This window comes from Polaromonas aquatica, assembly GCF_050626995.1.
Taxonomy (GTDB): domain Bacteria; phylum Pseudomonadota; class Gammaproteobacteria; order Burkholderiales; family Burkholderiaceae_C; genus Polaromonas; species Polaromonas aquatica_A.
Map to the genome: position 1 here is coordinate 2,907,576 of NZ_CP192467.1, position 21,337 is coordinate 2,928,912.

At 59.7% G+C, this 21,337-nt stretch carries 24 protein-coding genes and 1 tRNA gene; 12 read left to right on the forward strand and 13 right to left on the reverse strand.

Features of this window, described 5'->3' with window-relative positions:
• Positions 1 to 64 precede the first annotated feature (64 nt).
• Entirely contained in the window at positions 65 to 769 is a 705-nt protein-coding gene (locus ACQ4MS_RS13840; protein ID WP_431095200.1) for an RNA pyrophosphohydrolase, read from the forward strand.
• Entirely contained in the window at positions 766 to 1,287 is a 522-nt protein-coding gene (locus ACQ4MS_RS13845; protein ID WP_431095201.1) for a CNP1-like family protein, read from the forward strand. The genes ACQ4MS_RS13840 and ACQ4MS_RS13845 overlap by 4 nt, the downstream gene beginning before the upstream one ends.
• A gap of 59 nt (positions 1,288 to 1,346) precedes the next feature.
• Here the strand turns inward: ACQ4MS_RS13845 and proB are convergent, their stop codons facing one another.
• The 4 genes from proB to rplU form a co-directional block, all read right to left on the reverse strand.
• Positions 1,347 to 2,483 (reverse strand): glutamate 5-kinase, encoded by a 1,137-nt coding sequence (gene proB, locus ACQ4MS_RS13850; RefSeq protein ID WP_431095202.1) that lies wholly within the window; start codon positions 2,481 to 2,483, stop codon positions 1,347 to 1,349.
• Between the two features lie 90 nt (positions 2,484 to 2,573).
• Positions 2,574 to 3,668 (reverse strand): Obg family GTPase CgtA, encoded by a 1,095-nt coding sequence (gene cgtA / locus ACQ4MS_RS13855; protein ID WP_431095203.1) that lies wholly within the window; start codon positions 3,666 to 3,668, stop codon positions 2,574 to 2,576.
• Positions 3,669 to 3,773: 105 nt separating this feature from the next.
• Positions 3,774 to 4,031, reverse strand: a complete 258-nt coding sequence (rpmA, locus tag ACQ4MS_RS13860) for a 50S ribosomal protein L27 (RefSeq protein ID WP_007868030.1) — start codon at positions 4,029 to 4,031, stop codon at positions 3,774 to 3,776.
• Between the two features lie 27 nt (positions 4,032 to 4,058).
• A complete protein-coding gene (gene rplU / locus ACQ4MS_RS13865; protein ID WP_122955355.1) occupies positions 4,059 to 4,370 on the reverse strand; it encodes a 50S ribosomal protein L21 in 312 nt (103 codons plus the stop codon).
• A gap of 219 nt (positions 4,371 to 4,589) precedes the next feature.
• Between rplU and ACQ4MS_RS13870 the strand changes: the two genes are divergently transcribed.
• From ACQ4MS_RS13870 to ACQ4MS_RS13910, 9 genes are all read left to right on the forward strand, one after another.
• On the forward strand, positions 4,590 to 5,573 hold the full coding sequence (locus ACQ4MS_RS13870; RefSeq protein WP_431095204.1) for a polyprenyl synthetase family protein: 984 nt from the start codon (positions 4,590 to 4,592) through the stop codon (positions 5,571 to 5,573).
• Between the two features lie 11 nt (positions 5,574 to 5,584).
• Positions 5,585 to 5,661 (forward strand) — tRNA-Pro (locus ACQ4MS_RS13875).
• A gap of 135 nt (positions 5,662 to 5,796) precedes the next feature.
• The gene (gene pilB, locus ACQ4MS_RS13880; protein WP_431095205.1) at positions 5,797 to 7,530 is read left to right on the forward strand and encodes a type IV-A pilus assembly ATPase PilB; all 1,734 of its coding nucleotides are present in this window, start codon (positions 5,797 to 5,799) and stop codon (positions 7,528 to 7,530) included.
• Positions 7,531 to 7,607: 77 nt separating this feature from the next.
• The gene (locus tag ACQ4MS_RS13885; protein ID WP_431095206.1) at positions 7,608 to 8,828 is read left to right on the forward strand and encodes a type II secretion system F family protein; all 1,221 of its coding nucleotides are present in this window, start codon (positions 7,608 to 7,610) and stop codon (positions 8,826 to 8,828) included.
• Positions 8,828 to 9,679: a prepilin peptidase gene (locus tag ACQ4MS_RS13890; protein WP_431095208.1), complete on the forward strand. Its 852-nt coding sequence runs from the start codon at positions 8,828 to 8,830 to the stop codon at positions 9,677 to 9,679. Before ACQ4MS_RS13885 ends, ACQ4MS_RS13890 begins: the two co-directional genes overlap by 1 nt.
• 4 nt (positions 9,680 to 9,683) lie before the next feature.
• Positions 9,684 to 10,295 (forward strand): dephospho-CoA kinase, encoded by a 612-nt coding sequence (gene coaE, locus ACQ4MS_RS13895; RefSeq protein ID WP_431095210.1) that lies wholly within the window; start codon positions 9,684 to 9,686, stop codon positions 10,293 to 10,295.
• A gap of 45 nt (positions 10,296 to 10,340) precedes the next feature.
• Positions 10,341 to 11,096: a cell division protein ZapD gene (gene zapD / locus ACQ4MS_RS13900; RefSeq protein WP_431095211.1), complete on the forward strand. Its 756-nt coding sequence runs from the start codon at positions 10,341 to 10,343 to the stop codon at positions 11,094 to 11,096.
• Positions 11,097 to 11,139: 43 nt separating this feature from the next.
• On the forward strand, positions 11,140 to 11,361 hold the full coding sequence (locus tag ACQ4MS_RS13905) for a DNA gyrase inhibitor YacG (RefSeq protein ID WP_431095212.1): 222 nt from the start codon (positions 11,140 to 11,142) through the stop codon (positions 11,359 to 11,361).
• Between the two features lie 109 nt (positions 11,362 to 11,470).
• Complete coding sequence (locus ACQ4MS_RS13910; protein WP_431095213.1) at positions 11,471 to 11,758, forward strand: hypothetical protein; 288 nt, start codon at positions 11,471 to 11,473, stop codon at positions 11,756 to 11,758.
• Positions 11,759 to 11,810: 52 nt separating this feature from the next.
• Here the strand turns inward: ACQ4MS_RS13910 and grxD are convergent, their stop codons facing one another.
• The 4 genes from grxD to hemA all read right to left on the reverse strand — a co-directional run bounded on the left by grxD (position 11,811) and on the right by hemA (position 15,804).
• A complete protein-coding gene (gene grxD / locus ACQ4MS_RS13915; protein WP_431095214.1) occupies positions 11,811 to 12,140 on the reverse strand; it encodes a Grx4 family monothiol glutaredoxin in 330 nt (109 codons plus the stop codon).
• A 154-nt stretch (positions 12,141 to 12,294) separates the two neighbouring features.
• Entirely contained in the window at positions 12,295 to 13,161 is an 867-nt protein-coding gene (gene prmC / locus ACQ4MS_RS13920; protein WP_431095215.1) for a peptide chain release factor N(5)-glutamine methyltransferase, read from the reverse strand.
• A 109-nt stretch (positions 13,162 to 13,270) separates the two neighbouring features.
• Positions 13,271 to 14,392 (reverse strand): peptide chain release factor 1, encoded by a 1,122-nt coding sequence (gene prfA / locus ACQ4MS_RS13925; protein WP_431095217.1) that lies wholly within the window; start codon positions 14,390 to 14,392, stop codon positions 13,271 to 13,273.
• A 122-nt stretch (positions 14,393 to 14,514) separates the two neighbouring features.
• A complete protein-coding gene (hemA, locus tag ACQ4MS_RS13930) occupies positions 14,515 to 15,804 on the reverse strand; it encodes a glutamyl-tRNA reductase (RefSeq protein WP_431095218.1) in 1,290 nt (429 codons plus the stop codon).
• A 128-nt stretch (positions 15,805 to 15,932) separates the two neighbouring features.
• Between hemA and ACQ4MS_RS13935 the strand changes: the two genes are divergently transcribed.
• Positions 15,933 to 16,223: a hypothetical protein gene (locus tag ACQ4MS_RS13935; protein ID WP_431095219.1), complete on the forward strand. Its 291-nt coding sequence runs from the start codon at positions 15,933 to 15,935 to the stop codon at positions 16,221 to 16,223.
• 4 nt (positions 16,224 to 16,227) lie between these two features.
• Here ACQ4MS_RS13935 and ugpQ read toward each other — a convergent pair whose 3' ends face one another.
• From ugpQ to ugpB, 5 genes are all read right to left on the reverse strand, one after another.
• A complete protein-coding gene (gene ugpQ, locus ACQ4MS_RS13940; protein WP_431095220.1) occupies positions 16,228 to 16,980 on the reverse strand; it encodes a glycerophosphodiester phosphodiesterase in 753 nt (250 codons plus the stop codon).
• 39 nt (positions 16,981 to 17,019) lie between these two features.
• Positions 17,020 to 18,039, reverse strand: coding sequence for a sn-glycerol-3-phosphate import ATP-binding protein UgpC (locus ACQ4MS_RS13945; RefSeq protein ID WP_431095221.1), 1,020 nt, complete (start codon positions 18,037 to 18,039; stop codon positions 17,020 to 17,022).
• Positions 18,040 to 18,090: 51 nt separating this feature from the next.
• On the reverse strand, positions 18,091 to 18,942 hold the full coding sequence (ugpE, locus tag ACQ4MS_RS13950) for a sn-glycerol-3-phosphate ABC transporter permease UgpE (protein ID WP_431095222.1): 852 nt from the start codon (positions 18,940 to 18,942) through the stop codon (positions 18,091 to 18,093).
• A 30-nt stretch (positions 18,943 to 18,972) separates the two neighbouring features.
• Positions 18,973 to 19,854 (reverse strand): sn-glycerol-3-phosphate ABC transporter permease UgpA, encoded by an 882-nt coding sequence (gene ugpA, locus ACQ4MS_RS13955; RefSeq protein WP_431095223.1) that lies wholly within the window; start codon positions 19,852 to 19,854, stop codon positions 18,973 to 18,975.
• A 130-nt stretch (positions 19,855 to 19,984) separates the two neighbouring features.
• Complete coding sequence (ugpB, locus tag ACQ4MS_RS13960) at positions 19,985 to 21,301, reverse strand: sn-glycerol-3-phosphate ABC transporter substrate-binding protein UgpB (protein ID WP_431095224.1); 1,317 nt, start codon at positions 21,299 to 21,301, stop codon at positions 19,985 to 19,987.
• Positions 21,302 to 21,337: the final 36 nt, after the last annotated feature.

The window sequence follows — 21,337 nt, forward strand, 5'->3', positions numbered from 1 at the left end:
GCGCTTGGCGCTGGGGCCTCCGCTGTGCATAATGGACTCAGTTTAAAAAATTTGAGGTTTGATTATGCTTGACCGGGACGGCTTTAGGCCCAACGTCGGCATCATCTTGCTCAACCAGAGAAGTCAGGTATTTTGGGGCAAACGTATCCGTACCCACTCGTGGCAATTTCCGCAGGGTGGCATTGACCGGGGCGAAAATCCCGAGCAGGCCATGTACCGCGAGTTGCATGAAGAAGTGGGGCTGTTGCCGCAGCATGTGAATGTGCTGGCCCGAACCCGAGACTGGTTGCGCTATGAGGTGCCTGACCGGTTCATCCGCCGCGATGCGCGCGGACATTACAAAGGCCAGAAACAAATCTGGTTTCTCCTTCAACTGGTCGGTCACGACTGGGATTTGAACCTGCGCGCAACAGACCATCCGGAGTTTGATGCCTGGCGCTGGAACGACTATTGGGTGCCGCTGGATGTGGTGGTTGAATTCAAGCGAGGCGTTTACGAGATGGCCCTGACGGAGTTGTCGCGTTTCGTTCCGCGTGTGGATACCCGCTTCGAGCAGCGTCCCGACCACCGGAACCGTTACCTGCGCGGCGGTTTGCACCACCCACGCGACCATGCGGGGCAGGGCGGCGAAGGCGGTTTTCCTTCCGCCGGGGAGTCTTTTCACGCCCAGGTAAGGCCAGGTGCGTCTTTTGAATTGCCGCCCGGCGCTACCTTTGAACCTGATCCGCAAACCAGCCTCGGCGCGGATCCGACCACCAGAAAATCATGAAATTCAAATCGGCCTTTCTGGCCTCGCTGTTCCTGATGGCGCTCAACGCCTCGACTCCGGCCTGGGCCCAGACGTACGCCATGGAGGACCCTGCCGACTGGAAGGAAATCGAGACGCCGCCGCCGCCCGCATTCGACCTTACGAAGCTGGTGACCTTCGAGGTGTCGCCCAATTCCCAACTGGTGTACGGTGTGGATCCCGCGACCGTCAGCATTTCGGACAAAGACAGCGTTGTGCGCTACGTGGTGGTGGCTGCGAATGCCAGCGGCGCACGCAATGTGATGTACGAGGGGATACGCTGCAGCACCGGCGAATTCAAGACCTACGCCCGCTATTCGGCGGACGGCAAATGGACCAATGTCAGTAACCCGGAATGGAAGTCGGTGTTCGGCAACATGCCGTCCAAGCACCCTTTGCGCTTGGCCAGGGCGGGTGCTTGCGACGGCGCAGCTCCTGTGCAAACGGTGGGCCTGCTGGTGTCACGCCTGAAGAACCCGAATTTCAGGATCAGGGACTAAACAGGGCCAAACGGACAGGACGGCTTTCGGGCGTGTGCCGAAGCCGGGCGCTGATACAGCTAGCGGGTCAATACCAGATTGGTGCGGTGAACCATTTCCGGTTCGCCGGTGTATCCCAGCAGCTTCTCAAACTCCGAGGATGCCTTGCGGCAGATCAGCCTGGCTTCGGCGCTTGAATAGTTGGCCAGGCCGCGCGCGATTTCCGCGCCCTCGGGGCTCCAGATGGCGATGACGTCGCCGCGCGAGAAATCCCCCTGAACAGCCGTCATGCCGATAGGCAGCAGGCTTTTTCCCTCATCACGAACCTTGCCCACAGCGCCTGCGTCCACAGTGACCGAGCCCCGCATTTGCAGATGATCAGCCATCCATTGCTTGCGCGCCTGCATTTTCAGGGTTTGCGCCACCAGCAAGGTGCCAATGGGTTCCCCCTGCGTCAACCGGATGAGCGCCTGCGGTTCCCGGCCCCAGGCAATCACGGTGGAGGCGCCGGACCCCGCGGCGCGTTTGGCCGCCAGGATCTTGGTGATCATGCCGCCCTTGCCGATGCTGGACCCCGCGCCTCCCGCCATGGTCTCCAGCGCTGGGTCACCGGCCTTGGCTTCATGGACAAACTGCGCCGACGGGTCCTTGCGGGGATCGGCAGTGTAAAGGCCCCGCTGGTCGGTCAGGATGACGAGCGCATCAGCCTCCACCAGGTTGGCGACCAATGCGCCCAGGGTGTCGTTGTCGCCAAATTTGATCTCGTCATTGACGACGGTGTCGTTTTCGTTGATGACGGGTACTACGCCGAGTTGCAGCAAAGCGAGCAGGGTGGAGCGCGCGTTGAGGTAGCGTTCGCGGTCTGCCAGGTCGGCGTGCGTCAGCAAGACCTGTGCGCTGCCGATGCCGTTTTCGCGCAGCTTGGTCTCATAGACCTGCACCAGCCCCATCTGGCCTACTGCGGCGGCGGCCTGCAATTCGTGGATGGCTTTGGGGCGAATCGTCCAGTTCAGCCGCTTCATGCCTTCGGCGATGGCACCGCTGCTGACCATGATGACCTCGCGGCCGTCCTTCACCAGGGCTGCCAGCTGCTCGCACCATAGGCCGATCGCCGCCGAATCCAGCCCGCGCCCCTCATTGGTGACCAGGCTGGAGCCAACCTTCACCACGATGCGTTTGGCGTTGCGCAGGATCGGGGAGCCGGTTTTTTCTTGCATTTAAGTATATTTCAGGGCTCTAGCCCAAGCAGGATGGGCGCAAGCAGCTATCGTTTATATAGCAGACGCCGCATGGCGTCCGCACAAGAATCACCGGGAAGAAGGCGGCTCTGGAAGCTCGGGCGGCAGCTCGGCAAAGCGGGGATCCACCTCTTCGGCGGGTTGTTCGCTTTTCTGGACCTGCTTGACGTGCTGGTAAATGGTCTTGACCAGCTGCTCGCAGCCTTCGCGCGTCAGGGCCGAGATTTCGAACACCGGGCCCTTGAACTTGAAACGCTTGACGAAATCCTTCACCAGCGCGGCACGTTTGTCCTTGTCCACCATGTCGAGCTTGTTGAGGACCAGCCAGCGCGGCTTGTCGTACAGCGCCTCGTCGTATTTTTTAAGCTCGCCCACGATGGCCTTGGCCTGCGCCACAGGGTCCACGCCTTCGTCAAAAGGTGCCATGTCGACAATATGCAACAGCAACCGGGTGCGCTGCAGGTGCCGCAGGAAAAGATGGCCCAGGCCGGCCCCTTCCGAGGCGCCCTCGATCAATCCCGGTAAATCCGCGACTACGAAGCTTTGCTCCGGGCCTACGCGCACAACACCGAGGTTGGGGTGAAGGGTGGTGAAAGGATAGTCTGCGATGCGCGGACGCGCGTTTGAAACCGCCGAAATGAAGGTGGACTTGCCGGCATTGGGCATGCCCAGCAAACCGACGTCGGCCAGCACCTTGAGTTCGAGCTTGAGGCTCTTGCGCTCGCCGGGCCAGCCGGGTGTCTTGCTGCGCGGCGCGCGGTTGGTCGAGCTTTTGAAGCGCAGGTTGCCGAAGCCGCCATCGCCGCCCTTGGCAATCAGGACTTGCTCTCCAGGGACCAGCAGCTCAAAGAGGACCTCGCCGGTCTCGGCGTCCGTCAGGATGGTTCCTACTGGCATCTTGAGAATGATGTCGTCACCCTTAGCGCCGAACATGTCCGACCCCATGCCGTGCTGGCCGTTACGGGCCTCGTGGCGGCGCGAGAACCGGAAATCCACCAGGGTGTTCAGGTTGATGTCGGCCACCGCATACACATGGCCACCGCGCCCGCCGTCGCCACCGTTGGGGCCGCCGAATTCCTTGTATTTCTCATGGCTGAAGGAGACGCAGCCACTCCCGCCATCGCCTGCGGCAATGTCAATAAAGGCTTCGTCAACAAATTTCATGATGGAGTGCTGCGGTTAAAAACAGGATGTCAGGAGCTGGAGATCAAGTTTACAAATAAAAAAGCCCCGACAGGTCGGGGCTTCGTTTCAGTCGAAGTGATCAGCTTACGCCGGGGTCACGTCCACGGTGTGCTTGTTCAGCGCGCCCTTGACGGAAAACGAGACCGAGCCGTCAACCAGTGCAAACAGGGTGTGGTCTTTGCCGATGCCGACATTGACGCCTGGATGGAACTTGGTGCCGCGCTGGCGCACAATGATGCTGCCTGCGTTGATGACTTCACCGCCAAATTTCTTGACGCCGAGCATTTTGGGCTGTGAATCACGCCCGTTTCGCGTAGAGCCGCCGCCTTTTTTCTGTGCCATTTTTCGTTACTCCTGGTACGTCCCTGTTTAACCGGCGATGGCGCCGATTTGCAGTTCCGTGTAGTTTTGCCGGTGGCCCTGACGCTTTTGGTAGTGCTTGCGACGGCGCATTTTGAAAATGCGAACCTTGTCGTGCCTACCCTGGGAAAGGACAGTGACTGTAACAGTGGCGCCGGACACCAAGGGCGTACCAACCGTGATTGTGCTGCCGGTGCCGACAGCCAATACCTGGTCAATAACGATCTCTTGGCCTACGTCCGCAGCAATCTGTTCTACTTTAATTTTTTCTCCAGTAGCAACCTTGTATTGTTTGCCACCGGTTTTTATGACCGCGTACATGTAAGACCTCTTTATTGAGTTCTGCAGACGGATTTCCGCAGAGCCCAATATTCTAGCATGGAAGACTCATATTGGCCAGAAGGGCGTTTCGGGGGCTTTGGGCGGGTGGCAGGGAGGGGCACGCGCCTCGTGGAACCTCGTGACCTCGTGGAACCTCGTGACCTCGTGGAATAAGGGGGCTTCCTATAATCTGCCCAAACTTAACGTCTGGATCGCCTTTTGTCAGCCAATTCCTCAAGTACCGCCGCAGCCTTAGCCTTGATTGCCGACGACATGCGTGGAATGGACGCAGTCATTGAGCGCCGCCTGAAGTCTGAAGTGCCGCTGGTCAGCCAGGTTTCGCGATACATCGTGGCAGCTGGGGGCAAGCGGCTTCGTCCAGCCCTGCTGCTGCTGATGTGCGGCGCGCTGGGATACCGGGAGGACCAGCGTTACAACCTCGCCGCCGTCGTCGAATTCATCCACACGGCAACCTTGCTGCATGACGATGTCGTGGATGAGTCAACGCTGCGGCGTGGCCGCAAGACCGCTAACGAAGCGTTCGGCAATCCCGCCAGTGTGTTGGTGGGAGATTTCCTGTATTCCCGGGCATTCCAGATGATGGTGGAGGCTGGCGACATGCGCGTCATGCAAACGCTTGCCGAAGCTACCAATGTGATTGCGGAAGGCGAGGTTCTGCAGCTCATGAACATGCATGATGCCGAGTTGTCGGAAGATGGATATCTCAGGGTGATCCGATCCAAGACGGCCAAGCTATTTGAGGCCAGCGCCCGCCTGGCGGCGTTGCTGGCCCAGTCGCCGCCAGCCGTTGAGCAAAGCTGCGCGGATTACGGCCAGGCGCTTGGCACGGCATTCCAGGTGATCGACGATGTTCTGGACTATGACGGGGACGTCTCTGAGATGGGGAAGAATCTGGGGGACGATTTGCGCGAGGGCAAGGCGACACTTCCCCTGATCATTGCCATGCAGCGAGGCACCGAAGCCGAGCGTACGACCATCCGGCAGGCAATTGAGACCGGCGGCACGGACCAGATGGCGCAGATTATCGGGATCGTGCAGCAGACAGGTGCGCTACAGGCCACGCGGGATGCTGCGGCGGTGGAGGCGCAGCGCGCACTGGATGCCTTGCAGGCCCTGCCCCAAAACATTTACAGTAATGCCCTGATGCAGCTGGCTTCCCAATTGCTTGAGAGGCGTTTCTGACAGCTGGGGATCGGGGTGTAGCTTAGCCTGGTAGAGCGCTACGTTCGGGACGTAGAGGCCGGAGGTTCGAATCCTCTCACCCCGACCAGGAATGGTCCCAGTCTTTAGTCATATGTGCGTTTGTTCGCATACTTCCAACGCCCGACGGGCCTCTGGCGCGTTTTCGATTTACACCTTGTAATCTATAGGCGATGATACCCATTTAAGCCCATTCAGAGAACCCATGGCCGCTGTCGACACTGCTATCAACCAACCGCCATCGATGGCATTGCCGGGTCTGGGCCGGGCCCTGGTGATTGCGGGGAAGCTGGGCCAAAAGGCTGCGGAAGACATTTTTCGGAAAGCCCAGACGGGGCGTACCAGCTTCATTGCTGAACTGACTGGTTCCGGGGCGGTTTCCGCATCTGACCTGGCTCATACCATGTCAACCGCTTTTGCGGCCCCCTTGCTTGATCTGGATGCCATAGATATACAGCGTTTGCCCAAAGGGCTGCTGGATACCAAGATCTGTGCAACGTACCGTATCGTTGTGCTGAGCAAACGCAACAACCGGCTGATTGTTGCGACGGCAGATCCTTCCGACCAGGAAGCGGCCGAGAAAATCAAGTTTTCCACCCAGATGGGGGTCGACTGGGTTATTGCCGAATACGACAAGCTGTCCAAGTTGTCAGAAACGTCCAATACCAGCGCTTCCGAAGCGATGGAAAGCATCATCGGAGATGACTTTGAGTTTGATGAGACCAGCGCGGATTCTGGTGTGGTCGAGGACGAGGCCGGTGTCTCTGAAGTCGAAGATGCGCCGGTCGTCAAGTTTCTTCAGAAGATGCTGCTCGATGCGTTCAGCATGCGCGCCTCCGACCTTCATTTCGAGCCGTTTGAGCACACCTACAGGGTCCGTTTCCGTGTTGACGGTGAATTGCGTGAAATCGCATCGCCGCCCGTAGCCATCAAGGAAAAGCTCGCCGCGCGCATCAAGGTCATCTCCAAGCTCGATATTTCAGAAAAGCGTGTGCCGCAAGACGGCAAGATGAAGCTCAAGATCGGTCCTGATCGCGTTATTGACTTTCGGGTGAGCACGTTGCCGACCATGTATGGTGAAAAAATCGTGATCCGTATCCTGGATCCGAGCAGTGCCAAGCTGGGTATTGACGCGTTGGGATACGAGGCGATCGAGAAAGAGCGTTTGTTGGCCGCCATTCAGCGGCCCTATGGCATGGTGCTGGTGACTGGCCCGACGGGTTCCGGTAAAACCGTGTCGCTGTATACCTGCCTGAATATCCTGAATAAACCGGGTGTCAACATCGCCACCGCCGAAGACCCCGCCGAAATCACACTGCCCGGAGTCAACCAGGTGAGCATGAACGACAAGGCCGGCATGACTTTTTCTGTTGCGCTCAAGGCCTTTTTGCGGCAGGACCCGGACATCATCATGGTTGGTGAGATTCGCGATATTGAGACGGCGGACATTGCGATCAAGGCCGCGCAGACCGGCCACATGGTGATGTCTACGCTACACACCAACGACGCACCGACCACGTTGACGCGTATGCGCAACATGGGGATCGCCCCCTTTAATATTGCTTCAAGCGTTATTCTGATCACTGCCCAACGCCTGGCGCGTCGGCTTTGTCCCAACTGCAAGGCCCCTGCGGATATTCCCCGCGAGACGCTGTTGGATGCTGGGTTCAAGGAAGATGATGTTGACGGCTCATGGTCGCCTTATAGGCCTGTCGGTTGTTCCATGTGCACAAATGGTTACAAGGGCCGTGTCGGTATTTATCAAGTGATGCCAATTTCCGAAGAAATACAGCGTATCGTCCTGCGCGACGGAAGTGCGCTTGAAATCGCTGCGCAGGCTGAACTTGAGGGAGTTAGAAGCCTGCGCCAGTCTGGATTGCAGAAAGTTAAACTTGGAATGACTTCCCTGGAAGAGGTTTTGGGCTGCACGAATGTTTAACTTATTTACGTAAGCGCTGATCAATCGGCGTCTGTAGTGAAGGGTGGCTTGGGCCATCGATAAAACGAGAAACCATCATGGCAACTGCTGCATCTATCAAAGGCGTCAAGGAATTTGTTTTTGAGTGGGAGGGCAAGGACCGAGGCGGCAAGCAGGTTCGGGGTGAAACCCGGGCAGCGGGGGAAAATCAAGTCAAGGCATCCCTGCGCCGCCAAGGCATTTTGCCCACCAAGATTAAAAAGCGCAGCATGCGCTCCGGCAAATCAATCAAGCCGAGGGACATCGCCATCTTCACCCGCCAGCTTGCAACCATGATGAAGGCGGGTGTCCCGCTTTTGCAGTCATTCGATATTGTCGGGCGCGGAAATGCGAATGCCAGTGTTACCAAGCTGCTCAATGATGTACGCACTGACGTGGAAACTGGTACCTCCCTGAGTGCGGCCTTTCGGAAATACCCCTTGTATTTCAACGCCTTGTACTGCAATCTGGTGGAAGCCGGTGAAGCTGCGGGTATTCTGGAATCTCTCCTGGACCGTCTTGCGGTCTACATGGAGAAAACCGAAGCCATCAAATCGAAAATCAAGTCGGCCCTGATGTATCCCATCTCAGTAGTGATTGTGGCCTTTGTGGTGGTCGCGGTGATTATGATTTTTGTGATTCCCGCGTTCAAGGAAGTGTTCACTTCCTTTGGTGCAGATTTGCCCGCACCCACTCTGTTTGTTATCGCCGTAAGCGAGTTTTTTGTAGCTTATTGGTGGCTGATTTTCGGAGGCATCGGTGGCGGCCTTTACTTTTTCTTCCAGGCCTGGAGGCGCAATGAAAAGATGCAACGCTTCATGGACAGGCTATTGCTTAAGGTACCTGTCTTTGGCGCTCTGATCGAAAAGTCGTGCATTGCCCGCTGGACTCGTACCTTGTCCACCATGTTCGCGGCCGGCGTGCCGCTTGTTGAGGCGTTGGATTCTGTGGGCGGTGCATCCGGCAACTCTCTTTATGCCGATGCCACCGAGAGGATCCAGCAGGAGGTCTCCACGGGCACCAGCCTGACTGCCGCCATGGGCAATGCGAACCTGTTCCCGACCATGGTGTTGCAGATGTGCGCCATTGGCGAGGAATCTGGTTCGGTCGATCACATGCTTGGTAAAGCTGCCGATTTTTATGAGGCAGAGGTCGATGAAATGGTGGCTGGCCTTTCGAGTCTTATGGAACCCATCATCATTGTGTTTTTGGGTACGCTCATCGGTGGAATCGTCGTTTCCATGTACCTGCCCATCTTTAAGCTGGGTCAAGTCGTTTGATGGGAACGGGGTTGGGCCCGGCGTTTGATGCGCCGCTGGCCGGCATTTTGGGGTTGTTAATCGGCAGTTTCCTCAATGTCGTGATCTATCGTTTGCCCAAGATGATGGAGCGGCAGTGGGCACAGGAGTGTGCCGAAATGGCGGGAAGTTCGGCAGAGCCGTCTGAGAAATTCAATCTGCTGGTGCCCCGCTCGCGTTGTTCCAACTGCGGCCATGTGATCCGCTGGTATGAAAATGTGCCGGTATTGAGTTACGTGTTCCTGAGGGGCAAGTGTTCGGTATGTGGCACACCCTACGGCCTGCGATATCCCATAGTGGAAGCGGCAACAGGTGCCCTGTTCTTTTTCTGTGTATGGCGTTGGGGTTGGTCGCTGACGGCGCTGGCTTGGTGCGGGTTTTCCGCGGCACTTCTGACGCTGGCCTTGATCGATTGGGACACAACCCTGTTACCTGACGACATCACCTTGCCTCTGCTTTGGGCTGGCCTGATCGTCGCAGCCTTGCAATGGAACCCTTTGGTCAATCTGCCGACCGCGTTGTGGGGCGCGGTGGCCGGTTATCTTTCTCTCTGGCTGGTGTACTGGGCCTTCAAGCTGGTGACTGGCAAAGAGGGCATGGGTTACGGGGATTTCAAGCTTTTCGCTGCGCTGGGCGCCTGGTTCGGCTGGCCTGCGCTGGTCCCCATGATCCTGATGGCATCTGTCATTGGTGCGATTATTGGCATTGCGATGAAGTTCTCCAGTGGATTGCGCGAAGGGGGCTACGTGCCTTTCGGCCCGTTCCTCGCCGGTGCGGGTTTTACGGCCATGATCTCCGGGCCCCAGTCCATTTTGCGGTTTATCGGCTTGTGACGCCATGCGTCCTGCAGCCTTGCGCATTGGTCTCACCGGCGGCATAGGCAGTGGAAAAAGCACGGTCGCGCGTACTCTTCTTGCGTGCGGCGCGACGCTGGTGGATGCCGATGCTATTTCCCGGTCGGCGACGGCTCCCGGCGGGATTGCAATGAAAGAGATTGCCATCCAGTTCGGCGGCGACTTCGTTGCAGCAGATGGAGCGATGGACCGGGATCGGATGCGACAACTGGCCTTTTCCGATCCGTCTGCCAGGCGGCGGCTGGAGGCCATCATCCATCCCTTGGTTAGCCAGGAGACCTTGCGCCAATATGACCAAGCCGTCCAGGCTGGCAGTGTTTGTGTGATTTTTGACGTTCCCTTGCTGGTGGAGTCCGGACGCTGGCGCCAGCAGCTGGACCAGGTATTGGTGGTGGATTGCAGCGAAGCCTCCCAGCTCAGCCGTGTAATGACCCGAAACGGCTGGCCCCGGGAGGCGGTGGAGAAAGTCCTTGCCAGTCAGGCAAGCCGCGAACAGCGCCTGTCAGCAGCAGACGTCAGCATTTATAACGATGGCTTGTCCCTTGAGGCCCTGGACGCCCAGGTGCGCCAGCTTGCCGCGCGCTTCGGGCTATGATGCGCAAACAAACCTCCTCATTTAAAGCCGACGAAATCTAGCGCTGTGATCCTTTACGAGTATCCATTTAACGAACGCATACGTACGTATTTGCGACTGGAGCACCTGTTTCGCCGTCTTGGTGAACTTGTGGAGCGCCAAAGTCCGACAGATCACCACTACGCCATTACGACCATTTTTGAAATCATGGATGTGGGCGCCCGGGCAGACCTGAAAACGGACGTGCTCAAGGATCTCGAAAAGCAAAAACATGTCCTCAACGGTTACCGCGGTAACCCGGCGATTTCCGAAGCCGTTCTGGATGAGGTCACCGGCCAGCTTGAGGGGTGTTTCTCCGCCCTGAACGGTCTGCCAGGAAAAGCCGGCCATTCCCTGACGGAAAATGACTGGCTGATGAGCATTCGCAGCCGCGTCGGAATTCCAGGCGGGACTTGTGAGTTTGACCTGCCAGCCTACTATGCATGGCAGCACCTGGATGCCGGAGTTCGCCAGCAAGACCTTCAGCGCTGGATCACGCCGCTGGTACCCCTGGCCGAGTCCATACGGGTACTGCTGACACTGCTGCGCGACTCCGGGGCTCCGCAAAAAGTGATCGCCCCGGCTGGCCAGTACCAGCAGACGCTCCCCCAAGGGCGCACGTTTCAATTGCTGCGCCTGCGGATTGATCCTTCTATGGGCCTGATTCCGGAAATCAGCGGCAACCGCCTGATTGTCTCAGTCCGCCTCATGCGCCATGAAAGCGATGACCGCCTGCATGCCAGTACTGAGGATTCGGCGTTTGAGCTGACACTCTGTTCCTGACCCGCATCCTTCCTGGTTGATTCATTCAGAACTGCCTGAAGCCATGCCCGCCATGAAAAAAGATTTCCCGTCTGTCCCTGTGAAACAGGTGGTATGCCCCGGTTGCGGCGGAGAAAGCGTTTACGCGTCCAGCAACCCATTTCGACCGTTTTGCAGCGAGCGCTGCAAGAACATCGATCTGGGCGCCTGGGCCAGTGAAGGTTTTCGTTTACCGGCGGATGCGCCGCCGGACGACGAAACGTTTGGGGACCCCAAACTGCAATGAGAAAATTGGCTTGCCGGGAAAGCGGTGTCACCCGCGTTTTCGGCAAGATGGGAGCGCTGCAGCGGCAAAGCCCTGCAGCGTATGTGAGAGGGTGAAAGGGAGAGAAAAAATGAACAGAAAGTTCTTCACGGGGCCGGCACTGGCCCTGCTGGCCGCTGCCGTTTTGCTGGGTGGGAATGCCATGGCGCAGAATCAGCCGGCGCAGGACGCAGGCAAGTCTGCCAAGTCAAAATCGAAATCCACAAAAACAGCGGCCAAATCTGATGCGCCGAGTACCGGCGGAAACGTCAAATTCATCCGCGGATCCGAAGAGACGCCAGCACAACGTCGCGCCCGGCTCAAGCGCGAATGCAAGGGCGGTGTGGACGCGGGCGCCTGCTCGGGCTACACGCGCTGATGTTTCAGTGCCGCGGCTGAAGGAAGCCGCTGGCGCTGTGCACCCGCCGGCTTTAGGCTGCGGTGGTACCCAGCACCTGCTGGAGCTCGCCGCTTTGGTACATCTCCATCATGATGTCCGAGCCGCCGATGAACTCGCCCTTCACGTACAGCTGGGGAATCGTCGGCCAATTGCTGAATTCTTTGATGCCGTGGCGGATTTCTTCGTCTTCCAGCACGTTGAAGGTGGCGGGTTTGTTCACGCCGCATGCCTTGAGTACCTGGATGGCGCGGCCTGAAAAACCACACATGGGAAACTGGGCGGTGCCCTTCATGAAAAGGACGACATCACTGGATTTGACGATCTCGGCGATGCGCTGCTGGGTGGAGTCTGTGGTGCTCATGTGCAATCCTTTGAAAATCTGGGGGAGGCTGCTGGGCCTGCGTCAGGCTGGAGTTTCAGCCGGGACATCTCAGTTAGATGGAATCTGGTAACCAGAATTCAACAGGTTGATTATCCCGCCGTTTGGCTTTGTGCGTAATTGCCGATCCGTCGCCTTACCCGCCTGACCACCCGCCTGGCCATAGGCCGCCCGAGCAGCGCTCGATACCGGCCAGGTCCCGCTGGCTCTGAACCTGCGTGAAACCCTGGCTTGCCAGCAACTCGCGCACTGCGGCGGCCTGGTCGTAGCCGTGCTCCAGCAGCAGCCAGCCGCCTTCCAAAAGACTGCGGGGTGCCTGCCGGATGATCTGCCGGATATCGTCCAACCCGTCCGGGCCAGCGGCAAGGGCTGCTAGAGGTTCATGGGTCAGGGCGTCCAGATGCGGGTCGGCGCTGGCGATATAAGGTGGATTGCTGATGATCAGGTGAAAGTGTCCGCTAACTTCCTCAAGCCAGTGACTTTGAATGAAATCCACATCAATTTCCAGTCGAACCGCGTTTTCACGGGCGACATCCAGCGCATCCGCACTCGCATCCACCGCCACGATGTGGCCGTGGCGGCCGGTCGTTCTCAGGCCGTGCGCAACGGCCAGCGCGATTGCTCCGCTGCCGGTGCCCAGGTCCAGCATTCGTGGCTCTGCGGGGGCGTGGGGCGTTTGCAGCACCTCCAGCGCCCAGGTCACCAGGGTTTCGGTGTCGGGCCGCGGTACCAGCACGCGAGCGTCGACCTGCAGCGTCAACCCAAAAAACTCCTTGCTGCCGACGATATAGGCCAGCGGTTCGCCTGCCGCACGTCGCTGGCTCATGGCCTGGAAGGCCTGGACGGCTTCTTCGGACAAAAGGTCGGTATCGTGCGCCAACAGCCAGGCTCGTGCGTCACCGGGCTTGCCCAGTGCGTGTAGCAGGAGCAACTGGGCGTCCAGGCGATCCAGTCCCAGGGTCTGGGCCGCCGCCAAGGCCTGTGCGCAGCTGGGTGGATTCATGGCAGGTGACTATCTTTGCTATAAAAAATATAGCTGCTCGCGCACGATTTATAAGGGCTGCAGGCCGATTTCATACCAAAAACTGCCATAAAAGCATCAAAAAGGCCCTTCAAAGCCCGCTGTTGGCGGTTTCCAGTTCCGCCAGCAACTCGGCTCCACGCGCCACCTGCAATGCCGTGACAACATCACCCAAATCACCCTCCATGATGGCCAGCAGCTTGTACAGCGTCAGGTTGATGCGGTGGTCGGTCAGGCGCCCCTGCGGGAAGTTGTAAGTGCGGATGCGGTCGCTGCGGTCGCCGCTGCCGATCAGGCCCTTGCGCATGGCGGCGTCTTTGGCGGCGCGCTCGGAGCGGTCTTTTTCGTGAATGCGGGCAGTCAGCACCTTCAGCGCCTGGGCCTTGTTGCTGTGCTGGCTGCGGCCCTCCTGGCATTCGGCGACGATGCCCGTCGGCAGGTGCGTGATGCGCACGGCCGAATCGGTCTTGTTGATGTGCTGGCCACCGGCGCCGCTGGCACGGTAGGTGTCTATGCGCAGGTCGGCCGGGTTGATCTGGATGGCCACGGCTTCGTCGGGCTCGGGCAGCACGGCCACGGTACAGGCGCTGGTGTGGATGCGGCCCTGCGTTTCGGTGGCCGGCACACGTTGAACGCGATGCCCGCCTGACTCAAAACGCAGCTTGCCGTAAACGCCAACGCCCATCACATCCAGCGGCCCGTCGATGCGCAGCACGACTTCCTTGTAGCCGCCCAGCTCGCTCGGGGACTCGCTGATGATTTCGACCTGCCAGCGGTTGCGCTCGGCAAAGCGGGTATACATGCGGCACAGGTCGCCGGCAAACAGCGCCGACTCGTCGCCGCCCGTGCCCGCGCGAATTTCAATAAAGGCCGCCCGCGCGTCGTCCGGGTCTTTCGGGATCAGCATGAGCTGCAGCGCCTCGTCGATCTGCGCAATATCGGCTTTCGCCGCGGCTATCTCTTCTTCGGCCATAGCGGCCATTTCCGGGTCGTTCTTGGCTTCGGCCAGCATGCCCTCGGCGCCGGCCAGGTCGGCTTCGCGGGTGGTGAGCCGTGTGTACTGCTCGGCGATCACGCTGGCTTCGGCGTGCTCGCGGGTGAGGGCGCGAAAGCGGTCCAGGTCGCTCACCACGTCGCTGGCGGACAGCAGCGCATCCAGCTCGTGCAGGCGCAAAAGCTGTCGGTCCAGGGTTTGGCGGAGAAAGGGTTTCATGGCAATCGAATCAGGAAAAGGGAATGCCGCAAGACATTAAAGAGGGCACAACGGGGCGGCGGGGCCGCGGCCGGAGGCTATTGGGAAATGGCTGCGGGGCAGCCACGGCATAGCGGTGGTCGCTAACGCTCTTTGTCGTCGGACTGAATCTTGGGCAACTGCCCGCGCAGGAATAGCCTCGACACGGCGTGCGCCGTGGCTTCGCGGCTGCTGGCATCGCCCGCGTGCAATTCGGCCAGCGTGCCATGCAGCATTTTCTGGGTGAGGCCGCGAGCCAGCGCATCCAGCACGGTGTCGATGGGCTCGCCCCGGGCCAGCAGTTTTTTGGCTCGCACGATTTCGGCGGCACGCCATTCATCCGTCTGCGCATTGAGCTGCTGGATCAGCGGCACGCTGCGGCGCTGGCCGAGCCAGTGCATGAAGTTCTGTACGCCGGCGTCGATGATGACTTCGGCCTGCGCCACGGCCGCCTGCCGGCTGTCTTTGCCGGTCTGCACCACGTGAGCCAGGTCGTCAACCGTATAGAGGTAGATGTCGGGCAGCGCCTTGACTTCGGGTTCGATGTCGCGCGGTACCGCCAGGTCAACCATGAACATGGGGCGGTGTTTGCGCAGCTTGACGGCGCGCTCCACAGCGCCCAGGCCGATGATGGGCAGCGTGCTGGCGGTGCAACTGATCACCGCGTCGAATTCGTGCAGGCGGCTGGGCAGGTCGGCCAGGCGCATGACTTCGGCGCCGAAGCGGCCGGCCAGCTTTTCGCCGCGCTCCAACGTGCGGTTGGCAATCGCCATGCCCTTGGGGTTTTTCGCGGCGAAGTGGGTGGCCGCCAGGTCGATCATTTCGCCCGCACCCACAAACAGCACCTTGATGTCGCTCAGGTTTTCAAACAGCTGGCCAGCCAGCCGCACACTGGCCGCCGCCATGCTGATGCTGTGTGCGCCGATTTCGGTGCTGCTGCGCACCTCCTTGGCCACGGCAAAGGAGCGCTGAAACAGCTGGTGCAAGGTAGTGCCCATGGCGCCTGCGTCTTCGGCGGCGCGCACGGCATCCTTCATCTGGCCCAGGATTTGCGGCTCGCCCAGCACCATCGAGTCCAGCCCGCTGGCGACCCGGAAGGCATGGCGGGCGACCTGGTCGCCTTGCAGGGTGTAGGCATGGGAGCGCAGCAGGGAGGGCGAGACGCCGCCGCTGTGCGCCAGCCAGTCCAGTGTGTGGTCCAGGTCTGTCTTTTCGCCGGCGCAGTAGATTTCGGTGCGGTTGCAAGTGGACAGCAGGGTGGCCTCAGGCTGGCGCGCCAGCGACTCGCGCAGGGCACGCAAAGTGGGCTCGACCTGGTCCAGGGCGTAGGCGAACCGGCCGCGCAAATCGAGCGGTGCGGTGTTGTGGTTTAGCCCAAGGGCCCAGACTGACATCCTCCGATTATAAAATTGAAGCGGTGTGTCGGGCGCAAAGGCCGCACAATCGCCCTGATAGCCTTTTTTGCCCTCTCGCAGGCCTCTTTAAAGGCCTGTTTGACCCAGTTTCAACCACATTCAAGCGCATGACTTTTTACCTGCTGGCCAATCACCTGCTCAATCTTGTCCTGCCGGCTGTCGCCATCGCCCTGATTCTGGTCCTGGCAAGCCACGTTCTGGGCCCTGTATTTAAGCCAAAAAGTCCTCCAGCCCACGGTTTTATTGCGCAAGCAGCTATTGTTTTTGTAGCAAGCGTCGTGATATCGGTGGCCGGACTGGTGTTGTTCGGCCGTGATGGGAAGATGCTGACCTATGCTGCGATGGTGGCTGGCGCGGCGCTGTGCCAGTGGGTCTTGCTAGGCGCCTGGAAAAGCTAAAAGCCTAGTCGGGCTTAAAAACATCCACCGCGTCCGTGATGATGCCGTCGGTGCCCAAGGCCAGCAGCCGCTGCACATTCGCCTTGTCATTCACCGTATAGCTCAGCAGTTTGAAACCGGCTTTTTTAGCCTGGGCGACCGTCTCGGCATTCCAGAGCTTGTGGTTGCAAACGATAGCCACGCAGCCTAGCTGTGTGGCCGTTTCCAGCCAATTGGCCGGGAGTTCATCAAGCAACAGGCCGCGCGGCAACTGCGGCTGTGCAGCGCGCGCGGCCTCCAGCGACAGCGGCTGGAAAGACGTCAGCAGCGGCGGAACCGCCGTGCCCTGCCAGAGCCGGGCCGCCTCATTGGCGACGACTGTCCCGGTAGGGCCTTCTGTCCCCGGTGTGGGCTTGATCTCGATATTCAGGAAATAACCGTTGTCCAGGCAATAGCGGGCAATGCGCTCAAAGCTGGCGAGGCCTTCCGCGGCAAAAGCCGGAGAGTGCCAGCCGCCGGCGTCAAGCTTTGCCAGTGCGTCCCAGTTCAAATCGCCAGCCACGCCCTTGCCGTTGCTGGTGCGCTCCAGCGTGGCGTCGTGCAGCAAAAACGGGATGCCGTCGGCGCTGAGTTTGACATCGCACTCAAACATGCGGTAGCCGTGGCTGGCGCCCAGCATGAAGGCGGCCAGGGTGTTCTCGGGTGCCAGCTTGCCGGCGCCGCGGTGAGCCACCCAGCGCGGGTAGGGCCAGTGGGTAGCAGATACGGAAGTTGTCATGGGCGTTTCGGGGCCTGAGGCGGCGGCAAAGCCGAGGGATTAAATCCGTTTGCCGGTTTCTGCATCAAACCAGTGCAGACGGTCCGCGCGCGGCGTGACGTGGATAGTCGCACCGATCTCAGGCGCCGTGGACAGGTTCTCGTCGGTGCGCACGATGATGGCTTCGCTGCCCATGCGGCAGTACACCAGGCGCTCTGCGCCCAGCATTTCAATCGTGTCGACCTGCACAGCCCATCCCGTCGCCCCGACCGTCAGGTGCTCGGGCCGTATGCCCAGGATGGCGCCCGGTTTGCCGCCGAAATCGGCATTCGGCGCCTGCTTGAGCAAATTCATGGGAGGTGAGCCCATGAAGCTCGCCACAAAGGTGGTGGCGGGGCGGTTGTAGACCTCTTCGGGCGTGCCGAATTGCTCCATGCGGCCGGCGTTCATCACCATCATGCGCTGGGCCAGCGTCATGGCTTCGACCTGGTCGTGGGTGACGAAGAGCGAGGTGATGCCGAGCTCGCGGTGCAGTTTCTGGATCTCCAGGCGCGTCTGCACGCGCAGCTTGGCGTCCAGGTTGGACAGAGGTTCGTCAAACAAAAACACCTGCGGCTGGCGCACGATGGCGCGGCCCATGGCCACCCGTTGACGCTGGCCGCCTGAAAGTGCGCGGGGCTTGCGGTCCAGCAGGTGGCCCAGTTCGAGGATCTTCGCGGCCTTGTCGACACGCGTCTTGATTTCGTCCTTGGGCACCTTGGCGATCTTCAGGCCGTAAGCCATGTTGTCGAACACGCTCATGTGCGGGTAAAGGGCGTAGTTCTGGAACACCATGGCGATATCGCGCTCGGAAGGTTCCAACTCGTTGACGACCTTGCCGCCGATGGAGATTTGCCCGTCGCTGACTTCCTCCAGTCCGGCCACCATGCGCAGCAGGGTGGATTTGCCGCAGCCCGAAGGGCCCACGATGACGATGAACTCGTGGTCGTTGATCTCGGCGTTCACGCCGTGCAGGACCTGCAGCGCCTCCTTGCCGGAACCGTAGCGTTTGATGACGTTGTTGAATGAAAGGGATGCCATGTCTGTATTCCGTTGTGTCTTGGTCGTTCTTGGTTGTTCTGGGCTGTAGCTTTATTTCTCGGTGTCGACCAGGCCCTTGACGAACCATTTCTGCATCAGCACCACCACCAGTGCGGGCGGCAGCATCGCCAGGATGGCGGTCGCCATGACCACGTTCCATTCGTTCTGCCCGTCACCGCCGGCGATCATGCGCTTGATGCCCACGACCACCGGGTACATGTCTTCACTGGTCGTTGCCAGCAGCGGCCAGAGGTACTGGTTCCAGCCGTAGATGAACTGAATCACGAAGAGCGCGGCGATCGAGGTTTTCGACAACGGCAGCAGTACGTCAAAGAAAAAACGCATCGGGCTGGCACCATCCATGCGCGATGCTTCCGTCAGCTCTTCAGGTACCGTCAGGAAGAACTGGCGGAACAAAAAGGTCGCCGTGGCCGAGGCGATCAGCGGCACCGTGAGGCCCGCATAGGTATTGAGCATGTTCAGGTCCGACAGCACCTTGTAGGTGGGCAAAATGCGCACTTCCACCGGCAGCATCAGCGTAATGAAAATGGCCCAGAAGCAGGTCTTTTTGAACGGGAAGCGAAAGTACACGATGGCGAATGCCGACAGCAGTGAAATCGTGATCTTGCCGATGGCGATCACCATGGCCGTGACGAAGCTGACCCACATCATGTGCGCCACCGGCGCGTTGGAGCCGGCAGCCGATTCGCGCCCGAACAGCGCAGCCTTATAGCTGTCGAGCATGTTGGTGCCAGGCAGCAGCGGCATGGGTGCCTGCACGATTTCCTGCGCCGTGTGGGTCGAGGCCACAAAGGCCAGGTAGAGGGGAAAAGCGACGATGAAGACGCCCAGCATCACGATCACGTGGGCGAGGATGCCGTGAGTTCCGCGTTTTTCAACCATGGTGGACTCCCGCCTTATTTTTTGTTTTCATCAGTATTGGACCTTTTTCTCGACGTAGCGGAACTGGATGACTGTCAAGGCCACCACGATCACCATCAACACGACCGACTGCGCAGCCGAGCCGCCCAGGTCCATGGCCTTGAAGCCGTCGTAATACACCTTGTAGACCAGGATGGCCGTGTCCTTGCCGGGCCCGCCTTGGGTCGCGGCGTCAACGATGGCGAAGGTGTCGAAGAAGGCGTACACCACGTTGATCACCAGCAGGAAGAAAGTGGTAGGCGAGAGCAGCGGGAACTGGATAGTCCAGAAACGGCGCCAGGGTCGGGCGCCGTCGATTGCAGCGGCCTCAATCAATGATTTCGGTATGGATTGCAGGCCCGCCAGGAAAAACAGGAAGTTATAGGAAATCTGCTTCCACACCGACGCCATCACGATCAGCGTCATGGCATGGCCTGAATCGAGCAGGTGGTTCCAGTTGATGCCTATCTTGCCCAAGGCATAGGCCACCACGCCCAGCGAAGGCGAGAACATGAAAACCCACAGCACGGCGGCTACGGCCGGGGCCACCGCGTAGGGCAGCACCAGCATGGTCTTGTAGAACATGCCGCCTCGCACGATACGGTCGGCAAAAACCGCCAGCAGCAGTGACAGGCTGATGCCGATGCCGGCGACCATCACCGAGAAAAACGCCGTGGTCTTGAACGACTCCACATAGCTCGGATCGTCCAAGAGCTGCCTGAAGTTGTCCAGGCCGACGAATTCGATGGAGGTGCCGAAAGGGTCTTGCTGCTGCAGCGACTGCAGCAGGGCCTGCGCTGCAGGCCAGAAAAAGAACACCAGGATGACCGCCATCTGCGGCGCCAGCAGCAGCCAGGGCAGCCAGCTGGATCGAAAGAAAACGCGTTTTTCCATAAGGCCTTCAGTGGACGGAAGCTTGGGGGCGCTTAAACATAAAACCCGCCTGGCCTTCCCTTGTCAGGGAGAGGGGATCAGGCGGGCCGAGTGTAGCCCGGCGGACGGGCTTGCTCTGTCTCGTGGGCGATCAGCCGCCCTTATTTGCTTTCTGGAAGCGCTCAAGCTGCTCGTTACCGCGCTTGACGATGGAGCTCAACGCTTCCTTGGCCGTCTTCTTGCCGTTCCAGACCTGTTCGAGTTCTTCATCCTCGATCGCGCGGATCTGCACATAGTTGCCCAGGCGGATGCCGCGGCTCTTGTCCGTGACTTTACGAATCATCTGCGTGACCGCCACGTCGGTGCCCGGGTTCTGTTTGTAGAAGCCGGACTTTTCGGTCAGGTCGTACGAAGCCATCGTGACAGGCAGGTAACCGGTGCGCTTGTGGCTGGCCGACTGCACTTCAGGCGTCGAGATAAAGCTGAAGAACTTGGCTACGCCCTTGTATTCGGCGGGCTTCTTGCCCGACATGACCCAGAGGCTTGCGCCGCCGATCACGGTGTTCTGCGGCGCGCCGGGAACGTCCTGGTAATGAGGCAGCGGTGCCAGGCCGTAGGCGAACTTGGCGTTCTTGGCCACATTGCCGTAAAAGCCCGAAGACGTGTTGATCATGGCGCACTCGCCCGACACGAAGCTGGCCTCCGGTACGTTGCCGCGGCCCTTGTAGATAAAGAGGCCCTGTTTGGCCATGTTGGCCAGGTTCTCGATGTGGCGCACATGCAGCGGCGAATCTACCTTCAGCCGTGCGTCCATGCCTTGCAGGCCGTTGGCTTTGGTGGCGAATTCGACGTTGTGCCAGGCGGAGAAACTTTCCACCTGCGTCCAGTTCTGCCAGGCGGTCGTAAAGGGGCACTTGTGGCCGGAGGCCTTCAGTTTGGCGGCGGCGTTGACGACTTCAGGCCAGGTGACGGGGGCCTTGTCGGTCGGCAGGCCGGCGGCCTTGAAGGCGTCCTTGTTGAAATAGAAGATGGTGGTGGAACTGTTGAACGGGAAGCTCAGCATCTGGCCGTTCGGCGCGGTGTAGTAGCCGGCGACAGCGGGTATGTAGGCCTTCGGGTCGAACTTTTCTCCCGCGTCCTGCATGATCTTGCCGACCGGGACGATGGCGCCCTTGCTGGCCTGCATCGTGGCGGTACCGACTTCAAACACCTGCAGGATGTGGGGCGCATTGCCGGCGCGGAAGGCCGCGATGGAGGCGGTCATGGATTCGTCGTAGGTGCCCTTGAAGGTGGGCACTATCTTGTATTCCTTCTGGCTTTCGTTGAACTGCTTGGCCAGGTCGTTGACCCATTCGCCGTTGACGGCCGTCATGGAGTGCCACCACTGGATCTCGGTCTGGGCCTGGCTGGCCAACGGCGCGCACAGGCCGAGGGCCGCGAAGGCGAATGCTGAGAGACGGTTTTTCATTAAAACTCCTGGAATTGGACGCGCACCGGGCGCGCC

Coding starts and splice junctions, on each gene's coding strand:
- ACQ4MS_RS13840 (WP_431095200.1), top strand. CDS start 65: ATGCTTGACCGGGACGGCTTTAGGCCCAACGTCGGCATCATCTTGCTC.
- ACQ4MS_RS13845 (WP_431095201.1), top strand. CDS start 766: ATGAAATTCAAATCGGCCTTTCTGGCCTCGCTGTTCCTGATGGCGCTC.
- proB (WP_431095202.1), bottom strand. CDS start 2,483: ATGCAAGAAAAAACCGGCTCCCCGATCCTGCGCAACGCCAAACGCATC.
- cgtA (WP_431095203.1), bottom strand. CDS start 3,668: ATGAAATTTGTTGACGAAGCCTTTATTGACATTGCCGCAGGCGATGGC.
- rpmA (WP_007868030.1), bottom strand. CDS start 4,031: ATGGCACAGAAAAAAGGCGGCGGCTCTACGCGAAACGGGCGTGATTCA.
- rplU (WP_122955355.1), bottom strand. CDS start 4,370: ATGTACGCGGTCATAAAAACCGGTGGCAAACAATACAAGGTTGCTACT.
- pilB (WP_431095205.1), top strand. CDS start 5,797: ATGGCCGCTGTCGACACTGCTATCAACCAACCGCCATCGATGGCATTG.
- ACQ4MS_RS13885 (WP_431095206.1), top strand. CDS start 7,608: ATGGCAACTGCTGCATCTATCAAAGGCGTCAAGGAATTTGTTTTTGAG.
- ACQ4MS_RS13890 (WP_431095208.1), top strand. CDS start 8,828: ATGGGAACGGGGTTGGGCCCGGCGTTTGATGCGCCGCTGGCCGGCATT.
- coaE (WP_431095210.1), top strand. CDS start 9,684: ATGCGTCCTGCAGCCTTGCGCATTGGTCTCACCGGCGGCATAGGCAGT.
- ACQ4MS_RS13905 (WP_431095212.1), top strand. CDS start 11,140: ATGCCCGCCATGAAAAAAGATTTCCCGTCTGTCCCTGTGAAACAGGTG.
- ACQ4MS_RS13910 (WP_431095213.1), top strand. CDS start 11,471: ATGAACAGAAAGTTCTTCACGGGGCCGGCACTGGCCCTGCTGGCCGCT.
- grxD (WP_431095214.1), bottom strand. CDS start 12,140: ATGAGCACCACAGACTCCACCCAGCAGCGCATCGCCGAGATCGTCAAA.
- prmC (WP_431095215.1), bottom strand. CDS start 13,161: ATGAATCCACCCAGCTGCGCACAGGCCTTGGCGGCGGCCCAGACCCTG.
- prfA (WP_431095217.1), bottom strand. CDS start 14,392: ATGAAACCCTTTCTCCGCCAAACCCTGGACCGACAGCTTTTGCGCCTG.
- hemA (WP_431095218.1), bottom strand. CDS start 15,804: ATGTCAGTCTGGGCCCTTGGGCTAAACCACAACACCGCACCGCTCGAT.
- ACQ4MS_RS13935 (WP_431095219.1), top strand. CDS start 15,933: ATGACTTTTTACCTGCTGGCCAATCACCTGCTCAATCTTGTCCTGCCG.
- ugpQ (WP_431095220.1), bottom strand. CDS start 16,980: ATGACAACTTCCGTATCTGCTACCCACTGGCCCTACCCGCGCTGGGTG.
- ACQ4MS_RS13945 (WP_431095221.1), bottom strand. CDS start 18,039: ATGGCATCCCTTTCATTCAACAACGTCATCAAACGCTACGGTTCCGGC.
- ugpE (WP_431095222.1), bottom strand. CDS start 18,942: ATGGTTGAAAAACGCGGAACTCACGGCATCCTCGCCCACGTGATCGTG.
- ugpA (WP_431095223.1), bottom strand. CDS start 19,854: ATGGAAAAACGCGTTTTCTTTCGATCCAGCTGGCTGCCCTGGCTGCTG.
- ugpB (WP_431095224.1), bottom strand. CDS start 21,301: ATGAAAAACCGTCTCTCAGCATTCGCCTTCGCGGCCCTCGGCCTGTGC.